Origin of the sequence: Mesobacillus harenae (assembly GCF_013343715.1) — a bacterium.
GTDB lineage: Bacteria > Bacillota > Bacilli > Bacillales > Cytobacillaceae > Mesobacillus_A > Mesobacillus_A harenae.
The window spans coordinates 240741-250784 of record NZ_JABUNR010000005.1; the positions used below are offsets into that span (position 1 = coordinate 240741).

The window sequence follows — 10044 nt, forward strand, 5'->3', positions numbered from 1 at the left end:
TCCCCATTAGGATCCTGGCTGCATCCTTGTGTACCTTCAAAAAAATTAATTGAAAATCCCTATTTTTTTGATTAATATAAATTTTAAAAAGCAAACTAAGGGGAAACGGCTATGATTCGAAAACTAAATAATCTTGACCATGATCAAGTAATCGACTTTCTTGGCGAGGAGGCTTCTATCAATCTATTTATCATAGGCGATATTGAGGTGTTCGGTTATGATTCTGATTTTCAGGAGCTGTGGGCCGAGTTTGATGAGAATGAACAGATTAAGGCTGTCCTGCTGAGGTTTTATAATTCTTTTATCCCTTATGCTAAAGGCCAGTTTGACCTTAAAGGGTTTGCCGAAATTATTACTTCCTACGATGGGCCAATCCAGCTCTCCGGAAAAGCCAATATTGTTGAATTATTTGAGGGCATCCCAGGGTTAGGAAAAAAGCAGCAAACTTTTTTTGCAGAGTGCCGCTCTGGAGGAAGCCTAGGGAATCCTGGTTCCCATATTAACAAAGCCCGTATAGAGGATATCGATAGTATACTTGAGCTTCGTTCCACAATTGCTGAGTTTGTGCCAAATCCCAATGCCCGGGATATGCTTGAAACCGCTATGAAAACGGGAACTGCACGAACTTATTACACAGAAGAAAACGGTTTGATGACAGCGTGTGCTTCAACAACAGCTGAAAACTCTCTTTCCGCCATGGTTGTTGGCGTTTGTACAAGAGAAGAAAGCCGGCGGCAAGGGCTTGCCACCGACGTAATGCAGGAGCTATTCAAAGACGTTTTAGGTGAAGGCAAAATTCTTTGCCTCTTTTACGATAACCCCGACGCTGGCCGAATCTATAAACGCTTAGGCTTTAAAGACATCGGCATGTGGACAATGTATCGGTAAAAAATGTAAGGTGACAGGCACCATCCAGAAAACTGGATGGTGCCTGTCACCTTTGCTAGAACTATTGTTTTGAGACTTTTGCTACAGTTTCAATTGCTTGGTCAATTTCTGCTGCTGTTACATCGAAATGAGTTGTAAAGCGAACGAGCGTGGGCCCAAAGGAGCCTGACAGAATGCCTTGCTGCTTAAGTATTTCTACGAAAGCTTCTGATGTTAGATTTAACCCTGCTACATCAGCTACAACAATGTTGGTATCAATTTGGTTAATAATTTCTATCCCATTAATCATATTCAAGCCGTTTGCCAGCCTTTTTGCATGATCATGATCCTCAGCTAGCCTGGTGCGCATTTTTGTGAGTGCAATGTACCCAGGAGCAGCAATTACGCCAGCCTGACGCAACCCTCCGCCAAGCCGCTTTCTCCATTTATGAGCAGTTTGAATAAACTCTTTGCTGCCAGCAATAATAGACCCAACTGGCGCTCCCAATCCTTTTGAAAGACAAATCTGGACCGTGTCACAATTTATTGTAAAATCCGTTACAGGGACACCTGCTGCAGCGGCTGCATTAAATAAACGGGCACCGTCAACATGGACTGGAATGTTATTTTCACGGCCAATTTGATAAATTTCTTCCATGTTTGCGGCTGAGACAATAGCACCGCCTGCGCGATTATGGGTGTTTTCAATACAAATCAAGCCAGTTTCCGGGAAATGCTGATCGGAAGGCCGAACGGCAGCCTTTACGTCCGCTGGATTCATCGCCCCTCTATTACCTGCGATCGTTCTCGTTTGAACACCAGCAAGTGCAGCTACAGCCCCAGATTCATAATAAAAGATATGAGACTCTGATTCTAGCAAAATCTCATTTCCTGGCCGGCAATGAGTTAAGACTGCAATCTGATTCCCTTGTGTGCCGCTGGTTACAAAAAGTGCTGCTTCTTTACCCAATATTGCAGCTGCAGCTTCCTCAAGTTTCCGAACAGCCGGGTCCTCGCCGTATACATCATCGCCAACCTCAGCCGTATACATCGCTTTGCGCATTTCTTCTGTTGGTTTTGTGACCGTATCACTTCTTAAATCAATCATAATCCAAAACCCTTCTATGTATATTTTTTATGATAACAATAACATGATACCAGATGATCATTGACCATACCAACCGCCTGCATGAAAGCATAACAAATGGTTGGACCCACAAATTTAAAGCCTCGCTTTTTTAAGTCCTTGCTTAACTTGTCACTAATCGGAGTGGTCGCAGGGACATCAGTTAGTGAGACGTACTCATTCAAGATAGGCTTACCATTTACAAAGGACCAAATATAGGTGCTGAACGAACCGAACTCTTCAATGGTACGCAGGTATGCCGCCGCATTAGAAATAACTGCGTTTATTTTTAGCCTGTTGCGGACGATTCCTTCATTAATTAATAGTTCAGCAATTTTTTGATCGTCATATTTTACAATCTTCTCGGCATCAAACTGGTCAAATGCTAACCGGTAATTCTCACGCTTTTTCAAAATAGTATACCAACTTAAGCCAGCCTGAGCACCTTCCAAGTTTAAAAACTCAAAAAGCAGCCTATCATCGTAAATTGGCACACCCCACTCTTGGTCATGATAATCAATATATAAGGGGTCGCTATTCACCCAGCCGCAGCGGTCTTTTTCAGCCTGCATACTCTCATCTCCTAAAAACAAAATAAATCAGCCTGGAAGCAAATTGAACCCATTTAAATATGGGGTTTGAAAATTCACTCTCACATAGCGCTACTCAACCATTATCCCTTTTAAACATAATTCTTTCTAGTTTAAACATAATTCTTTCTAGCAAATTTTGAAAGTTTCCAGCCTGTTTACAAGGGTAAATGTATAAGGAACCACTATTAGAGGAGGTTTTTAATATGAAAATAACCGATGTTATGACAACTCAAGTAGAATATTGCTCACCTGAAACATCTCTTACAGATGTGGCGATGAAAATGCGTGAATTGGATGTTGGTTCGGTGCCGATTTGCCAGGATGATCGTTTAATTGGAATGTGCACGGATCGCGATATTGTTATTGAAGGACTAGCGAATCAGGTTCCCCCAGAAGCAAACGTATCACAAGTAATGTCCGGTGATATTGTTACTGGAACAAAAAGCATGACAGCCGGACAAGCGTCAGATTTAATGGCTGAGCATCAAATTCGCCGATTGCCGATTGTTGAAAATGAAAAGCTTGTGGGCATTGTCTCTTTAGGCGACTTAGCTGTCGAAAACCGCTTAGACGGCGAAGCCGGAGCAGCTCTTGAAGACATATCCTATCCAGCTGAACCAAACAGATAAAAAACTAGGGTGACAGGCACCTTCCAGTAAACTGGATGGTGCCTGTCACCCTTTTTATTTTGTACGATGCAGAGGCATTGTGCAGCAGCGGAAGGCTCCGCCTGATTTGATGATTTCGGTGATGTCCACTTCGATTACTTCGTAGCCGCGTTTACGCATTTCGCTGTTTACATTTTTATTAATGGGAAGGCTGAACAATCGCTTATCACCGATGCTTAGCACGTTTGTTCCAAGAGTAAACTGCTCCTCTTTTGATACTTCAATTAAATCATAGCGTGATTTAATATATTCCAGACTTTCATTATGGATTTCACCTGGGTAAATGAGAGCTTCTGTTGGAGATATAATATTAAAAACGCAGTCCAAATGAAGGAATGTGTCAGTGAATGGAATAGGCCTGACCTCAAAATCCGGCATAAGGGTTTTCAGATGCTGGATGGCCTCTTCTGATGTTCGGTTGCTGATTCCAGCATAGATAGTATTGCCATCAATAATCACATCTCCGCCCTCAATCTCATCTCCCTTGAGTTTTTGAAAAGGCAGCTTCTCTCTTTGAAGCCAGTTTTCCAAAAAACTTTCCTCGCCTGAACGAATATCGGTGGCCAGTTCAGCAACAAAAACAGATTCGCCAAGTGTAAATCCAATATCTCTTGTAAAAACCTGCTCGGGAAACTGCCTTGCCGAGGGAAGTAAAATAACCTCTATTCCCTGTTCTTTTAAGGCTTCTACAAATTTCCCATGCTGCTCCATCGCTTTCTCGATATGGATGCCCTCATTTTTAAACTTTTTCTGAGTCTCGTTAATGACATCTTTTATAGTCATATGCTCAGGCTCACATAAGATAACAGATTTCAAATGATCATATTCAGTAAAACATGATGCTTGATGTGATTGTCCTTCAGTCATAGTCCTGCCTCCTTGGAAAAAAGGTTCTTCATTTACTATTTCCTATCTAGTAATGGATATGAGTCCCTTTTTAAAAAACCTCAGTGTTTTGAAGCAGCAAAATAGTGAATATAGAAACATAGGACTAATTTAGGAGGGATAAGATGGATCATAAAGAAAAAGTTATAGCTCAGGTTAAGTCGGAAATGCCAGTAAAAGAGAAGAAAAATGGGGTGGAAATTACCAACCCTTTTGAAATCGTTCAGAAGCTGATGGAGGATGCAACGAAAACGCTAGAGTTGCCAGCCTCTTTTTATGAAATACTGAAAAAGCCAAAGCGAGTTTTGAAAACATCCATACCCGTAAGAATGGACAGCGGTGAAATAAAGGAATTTGAAGGGATGAGATCCCAACATATCGATGTGTTGGGTCCCGCTAAAGGCGGAATTCGATTTCACCCTAAAGTCAATGAAGATGAAGTCAAAGCTTTATCAATGTGGATGTCGTTAAAGGCTGGGATATTAGGAATTCCTTATGGGGGAGGCAAAGGCGGGATTATAGTAGATCCAAGGGAACTTTCTGAACGTGAACTTGAAGAGCTGAGCAGAGGGTTTATCCGAGAGTTAGAACCGATTATCGGACCAGATAAGGACATTCCAGCTCCTGATGTCAATACAACACCAGAAATTATGGGCTGGATGCTTGATGAATTTTCAAGGCTAAAAGGAAAGAACGTACCACGGGTGATTACAGGCAAGCCGATCATCCTTGGCGGTTCTGAAGGAAGACTTGAAGCCACGGGCCGTGGTGTCGTCTATACGATTGAAGAAGCAGCCAAGCATCTTGGCCTGCGGTTGGATGGTATGACAGCTGTGGTACAAGGTTTTGGCAATGTCGGCTCCATCACGGCCAAGTTACTTTCCGAAAAAGGCGTAAAGATTATTGGGATCACTGATGCCGGTGGTGGCGTTTACCATGAACAAGGATTGGATATAAAAGAACTGATGGAATTCGCCAAAAAGACAGGGTCAGTTGCCGGTTTTAAATCTTATGAAAGTTTAAGTAATAAAGAGTTGTTCTCATCTGAATGTGATATCCTTGTTCCAGCTGCACTCGAAAATCAAATTACAGCTGAAACAGGGCCTACTATAAAAGCAAAGATCGTCGCAGAGGCTGCCAATGGTCCAACAGATCCAGAAGGAAATGATGCAATGGAGAAAAATGGTGTTTTTGTTATTCCGGACATTTTATGCAATGCAGGCGGAGTTACCGTCTCATATTTTGAATGGGTTCAAAACGCGATGAACCTTGCCTGGACAGAAAGAGAAGTAAATGATCGGCTTCATAATAAAATGACGGTTGCCTTCGATGATGTCTACCGGATGAAACAGGAAAAAAATGCAGGTATGCGTGAAGCCGCTTACCTTGTCGGCGTCGGCCGGCTGGCAGAGGCAATGATCGCAAGAGGATGGATTAAAGACTGGTCCATGCCAATCGAGTGTAACGCATAATTCTACTTATATTTTCAAAAAATTCAGCTTAAGCTTTTATCCAACCAAATAATAACGAAAAAATAGCCGAGCAGATATCTTTCTGCTCGGCTACTTTATGTTTTGAGAATGCTACAGTAATCTTTTCCCTGCGTCAGGTGACAGGTTAGCGTCCCCTCCGGCAATGATAGGGTGCTCAGCTGAAACACCATTTAATTGATCTTCCTTTTTCACTTCTCTTTTAGTCGAATTCTGCCCTGGCTCTTCATTGTTTTGATTCTTGTATTCTTGCGGCAAGTTTCTATCCACTTTATCACCACCTTAATTGGTAGTTTTTGAAAACAAGCCAATAATATTCACTTTGCAAAGCTCCAACCCCTTAACAGCACTGACATCTACTATACAGCAAACTAGATCTCCAAATGGTTGAAGCGGGATCCAGACAAGTATGATCATTCAATTTTGAATGATATTTGCAACATAAAAAGGAAAGGGCAGGCGCCCTTTCCTTTTTATGTTATTTTTACAGATTTCCAAATCCGTCTTGGTTTTTGCGAGCCTTTTTCCATGAATCATTCACTTCTTTTTTATCTTCCAGGCTATTTTCAGGTGTTTCATTGTATTCGCTGGTAAACGAGTTTTGTGTGCTATCATCGCTGTTTAGTGCGCTATTTCTATATTCGCTGCTTGGCGACTGGTTAATATCATAGCTTTCGCCTTTAACGTCGTCTCCTTCAAAGCGGATTTCCTCACGCTTTACCTTTTCGGTTACTTGCTCGGTATCCTGGACCTCACGTTTACCGATTACGATCTCATCCTTAACAACTGGTTTTTTGGTCACTTCTACTTTCTCTTCCATGATTGGAATACGCACTGTCTCGTCTTCTTGTATTGGAGAAGCATTTACTTCACTGTCTTTTCCATCAACATTTCTTTTTTCTACGTAAACCTCTTCACGGCTGACTGGAACGTTTACCGTTTGTTCATCTTCAACTACGTTTTTATGAACTTCAACTTCTCCAGTCTCCATTTTTTCTTTATTAATATTCAGCTGTTCCTCTTTTAATTTCATAGACTCCTGCTCTTTATTCTCCGAAGAAACGGAGGAGTCATTCGTATAACCCTCGTTCAGTGATGTTCCGGATTCCGGAAAGCCAGAAGCCGTCTCGGTATTTGTTGTTCCTGAATTATACATGAACCCTTCACTTTCTTGGCCAGTATTTTCACTGTATAAAATTATATTTCCGTTGTTAACCGATTTCTGATACTCTTCTGCTTTTTGATCATCCACGCCAAGTTCCTTGATTTGATTGGTAAGCGTGTAGTCCTGTTTATTTTCAACATCATCATTTCCATCAAATAAAGAGGAGATCTTATCGAAAAATCCTGCATTATCATCCCCATCTGGGCTGTTGTTTTCACCAACTTGATATGTCTTTGCCTTCACGCCGGTTTCTTCTTCAATCTGTGAATCGAGATTGCGTGTTTTCCCGATGATTCCTAAATCGTTCACTGGGTAACCATCATTTTGCAATTCCATAATCGCGTCAATTACTTCTTCTTGTGAGTTATATACTCCGATAATGTTTGCATTCATTCTTGTTCAACCTCCTACGCTGTAAAGCAAATTTGTTTTGTGTGCTACACTCCTTCTTTTCCCTGGTTAAACAAGATAAAACGAACGATCATTTGGAAAGAGTTCCATACTTTAACAGGTTTAAGCCTTAGATTTTGCCAGCAATGCAAGCAAGAGTGTATAAGAATTAAACTGAGATGTCTCCCTTAATAACAAGTTATTTTTTTCATTTCGTTAAACTTGGCTGCTGATTCGCCTACTGAGTACTAGTTTTCAGCGGGATAGACGGGAACCTCCTTCCATCGGTTTGCTTTAGCGATGGTCTCACCTGATCACCTTTTTCAGCAAATTACATTGTTTTTAAACAGAGCCATTTATTTTAGAAAAATTTTATGTTCAATTGTGTTCAGTCGGTTCTTAAACGACAAAAAACCGTTGCGGGCAAGCACAACGGCAACGATTTAAATTTTATTTATCCTTTATCGTCATAACAATATTTTTATCCTTCATAAGCTGCTTTAGTGCAGATTGAAAAGTGGAATAAATATTTGCTTTTATTTTAATTCCTGATAGAACGATCTCTTTTGTCATTTCTGGAGTCAGCCCGACATAACAAGGCTGGACCCCCATAAGTTTTATGGATTCTGTCAGCTGTTCGATCTGATGGCTTAACTCGGTCAGACTTATATTCTCTAGCCGGTCAACCGTAATATCTGTAAAGTCTATAATCGCTGTGTTTACTTCATTTTTATGTATATACCGCAAGATCTTTATTCTAATCTTTTCAAATCTTTCTCCCAATAATACACCCGTAATCGGCACTAAGATCGTTTGTGGAATGATGGAAGGAATAATAGGGGCTGCCATGTCTGAAATCATCTCTTCATATGCTTTTACCCTACTTTCAAGCTCTTCAATGTATGTATCTGACAGTTCCATCGACCCCTTTGTCTTTAAATTTTTCGTTCAGAACCTATATTTATAATACTACCTTTAAATGACTTGGTTGTAAAACAGAAACAGGAGAATTTTAGAGACTGAGCTTTCTCCCAAAAGCCTTTGCCTGACGGCTCAGATTGTTGACAAAAGGAATGAAGCGTACCTTTGTCATTTTCATTATGAATACCAAATTGATTCTACTCTTAGCAAAAGCTTACCGGGAGTGGAAGGGTAATTCCACTGCCAAAAAAACCACATTCTCGCGCTGGCTCCTAGTGGGGCGCACCTGTAACGCTAACTCGCAGGAGCGAAGTAAAGCATTAACCATCCTGTTTATCAAACCCTATAAATAAAAAAATGACTGTAGACAACCCTAAAAACTCTTCAAGGTTGCCTACAGCCTGAACGTCTTCCTTAGCTTCACACTCCAAATTTTTGGATAAGTCCTAACATGGCAATTAAACCAATGATAAAAGCATATGTTGGGAATCGTTTATTGACGCCTTCTTGGCTATCCGGTATTAACTCTTTGTAAATAACAAAGAGCATTGCTCCAGCAGCAAAGCTGAGTCCATAGGGAACAAGCATATCTACTTCTGAGGCTAAGACGTAGCCTAATGCTCCTGTCACAATCTCAACTAAGCCTGTGAGGGTGGCAATAATTAAGGCTGTTATCCGTGAAACCTTTTGGCTGACAAGATAAATGGCAACCAAAAACCCTTCGGGAGCATTTTGGAGACCAATCGCTAATGCAATGATGGCACCAAGATTTTCTGCCCCTGCCCCATAACTTACTCCTACTGACAACCCTTCAGGAAGGTTGTGAAGAGTAATTGCAATAATAACAAGAACTGTTTTACGATCGATTATTGTATTCATCTTCGGTATTTCGAGGTTATCAGAGGTAAAGCGAGAATCAAAGAAATTTAGTACCAAGGTTCCTAACAATAACCCTATTGAAACAACGTAAAGATTTGAGGCATCGAGCGCTTCTGGGATCAGGCTAAATGTGGTCGCAGCCATCATAACCCCTGATGCAAAGGCGAGCAGTATATCCCTGAGCTTAGACGATATACCTGTAAAAAATAGAATAGGAATAGCTCCTGCTCCAGTTGCGAGTGCTGAGAGCAGGATTCCGATTACAGCTTCTTGCATTCTGTTCTCCTTATCAATTTAATTTTTATAACTGAATAATATCCATTATTTTAATTCCTAAACTATTCAGCATGTAACAGATAGAAAAGGCACCTGGTATGGGGGTAACGGATTCTGTTTTGAAGTCAATATAATAATTCGCACTAGAGATAAAAAGCAAATTGACAAGTAAAATTAGCAAAGAAAATGCTTGGAGACTTATGCTCCAAGCATTTCTTATACCAATCCTATGGAAGATAAGCATCCCGGCAGTTCCAATCGGTTCCTTATTCTTCAAGGTTAGTGGTAGTAAATTTAGATATTTTTGCAAGAAACGATGATAATGAATCACATCATTCCTTCACCCATTATTGATCATAATAAGCTTTCTTCAAACTTTTTTGATAACAGTGCCTCCTCTTGCAAAACCCCAACCATAAAAGAGCGGATTCTCACGGACCAGAAGAGGTCAACTGCAAGGTTGATTAATAAGCGGAGAAATTTCTCTTATTTAGGAAAAAACATGAAATTTGGTTTAAATAGAGGGAGAGATTCCGCCTATTTGCTCCAAAAAAGTCAAATTCGATCACTTTGCCTTGCTTAACGGGATAACCTCCGCTTATATTCCCCGAACTAAGATTTATTCTGTTGTATAACGGGAAAACCTGGACTTCTGTCAAGAAAGTAGACACAAAAAAATGAGACTAGATTCTCCTCAGAATACTACCGCACTTCGTTTGGTGGGGTGTTAAAAATGACCACTCGATAAAACGTGACTGGTCATTTCTAACACCAAATGTCTAAT

10 protein-coding genes are annotated in these 10044 nt (G+C 40.7%); 3 read left to right on the forward strand and 7 right to left on the reverse strand.

Annotated features, from left to right (window positions below):
* Nucleotides 1-111 precede the first annotated feature (111 nt).
* Entirely contained in the window at nucleotides 112-888 is a 777-nt protein-coding gene (locus HRJ06_RS08590; RefSeq protein ID WP_174731877.1) for a GNAT family N-acetyltransferase, read from the forward strand.
* Nucleotides 889-949: 61 nt separating this feature from the next.
* Here the strand turns inward: HRJ06_RS08590 and ltaE are convergent, their stop codons facing one another.
* Both ltaE and HRJ06_RS08600 read right to left on the reverse strand, forming a co-directional pair.
* Complete coding sequence (gene ltaE, locus HRJ06_RS08595) at nucleotides 950-1975, reverse strand: low-specificity L-threonine aldolase (RefSeq protein WP_174731881.1); 1026 nt, start codon at nucleotides 1973-1975, stop codon at nucleotides 950-952.
* Between the two features lie 14 nt (nucleotides 1976-1989).
* On the reverse strand, nucleotides 1990-2565 hold the full coding sequence (locus tag HRJ06_RS08600) for a DNA-3-methyladenine glycosylase I (RefSeq protein ID WP_174731885.1): 576 nt from the start codon (nucleotides 2563-2565) through the stop codon (nucleotides 1990-1992).
* A 224-nt stretch (nucleotides 2566-2789) separates the two neighbouring features.
* Between HRJ06_RS08600 and HRJ06_RS08605 the strand changes: the two genes are divergently transcribed.
* A complete protein-coding gene (locus tag HRJ06_RS08605; RefSeq protein WP_174731888.1) occupies nucleotides 2790-3215 on the forward strand; it encodes a CBS domain-containing protein in 426 nt (141 codons plus the stop codon).
* A gap of 54 nt (nucleotides 3216-3269) precedes the next feature.
* Here the strand turns inward: HRJ06_RS08605 and HRJ06_RS08610 are convergent, their stop codons facing one another.
* Nucleotides 3270-4121 carry a dimethylarginine dimethylaminohydrolase family protein gene (locus HRJ06_RS08610; RefSeq protein ID WP_174731891.1) on the reverse strand — a complete coding sequence of 284 codons (852 nt, stop codon included), beginning with the start codon at nucleotides 4119-4121 and terminating at the stop codon, nucleotides 3270-3272.
* Nucleotides 4122-4264: 143 nt separating this feature from the next.
* Here HRJ06_RS08610 and HRJ06_RS08615 point away from each other — a divergent pair, with 143 nt between their 5' ends.
* Nucleotides 4265-5611, forward strand: a complete 1347-nt coding sequence (locus tag HRJ06_RS08615) for a Glu/Leu/Phe/Val family dehydrogenase (RefSeq protein WP_242035166.1) — start codon at nucleotides 4265-4267, stop codon at nucleotides 5609-5611.
* A 111-nt stretch (nucleotides 5612-5722) separates the two neighbouring features.
* Here HRJ06_RS08615 and HRJ06_RS08620 read toward each other — a convergent pair whose 3' ends face one another.
* The 4 genes from HRJ06_RS08620 to HRJ06_RS08635 form a co-directional block, all read right to left on the reverse strand.
* Nucleotides 5723-5899 carry a hypothetical protein gene (locus HRJ06_RS08620; protein WP_174731894.1) on the reverse strand — a complete coding sequence of 59 codons (177 nt, stop codon included), beginning with the start codon at nucleotides 5897-5899 and terminating at the stop codon, nucleotides 5723-5725.
* Nucleotides 5900-6113: 214 nt separating this feature from the next.
* Entirely contained in the window at nucleotides 6114-7187 is a 1074-nt protein-coding gene (locus HRJ06_RS08625) for a YsnF/AvaK domain-containing protein (protein WP_174731897.1), read from the reverse strand.
* A gap of 447 nt (nucleotides 7188-7634) precedes the next feature.
* The gene (locus HRJ06_RS08630) at nucleotides 7635-8105 is read right to left on the reverse strand and encodes an STAS domain-containing protein (protein ID WP_174731900.1); all 471 of its coding nucleotides are present in this window, start codon (nucleotides 8103-8105) and stop codon (nucleotides 7635-7637) included.
* Nucleotides 8106-8525: 420 nt separating this feature from the next.
* Nucleotides 8526-9260 carry a ZIP family metal transporter gene (locus tag HRJ06_RS08635; RefSeq protein ID WP_174731903.1) on the reverse strand — a complete coding sequence of 245 codons (735 nt, stop codon included), beginning with the start codon at nucleotides 9258-9260 and terminating at the stop codon, nucleotides 8526-8528.
* Nucleotides 9261-10044 lie beyond the last annotated feature (784 nt).

Coding starts and splice junctions, on each gene's coding strand:
- HRJ06_RS08630 (WP_174731900.1), bottom strand. CDS start 8,105: ATGGAACTGTCAGATACATACATTGAAGAGCTTGAAAGTAGGGTAAAA.
- HRJ06_RS08600 (WP_174731885.1), bottom strand. CDS start 2,565: ATGCAGGCTGAAAAAGACCGCTGCGGCTGGGTGAATAGCGACCCCTTA.
- HRJ06_RS08635 (WP_174731903.1), bottom strand. CDS start 9,260: ATGCAAGAAGCTGTAATCGGAATCCTGCTCTCAGCACTCGCAACTGGA.
- HRJ06_RS08615 (WP_242035166.1), top strand. CDS start 4,265: ATGGATCATAAAGAAAAAGTTATAGCTCAGGTTAAGTCGGAAATGCCA.
- HRJ06_RS08590 (WP_174731877.1), top strand. CDS start 112: ATGATTCGAAAACTAAATAATCTTGACCATGATCAAGTAATCGACTTT.
- HRJ06_RS08610 (WP_174731891.1), bottom strand. CDS start 4,121: ATGACTGAAGGACAATCACATCAAGCATCATGTTTTACTGAATATGAT.
- HRJ06_RS08605 (WP_174731888.1), top strand. CDS start 2,790: ATGAAAATAACCGATGTTATGACAACTCAAGTAGAATATTGCTCACCT.
- ltaE (WP_174731881.1), bottom strand. CDS start 1,975: ATGATTGATTTAAGAAGTGATACGGTCACAAAACCAACAGAAGAAATG.
- HRJ06_RS08625 (WP_174731897.1), bottom strand. CDS start 7,187: ATGAATGCAAACATTATCGGAGTATATAACTCACAAGAAGAAGTAATT.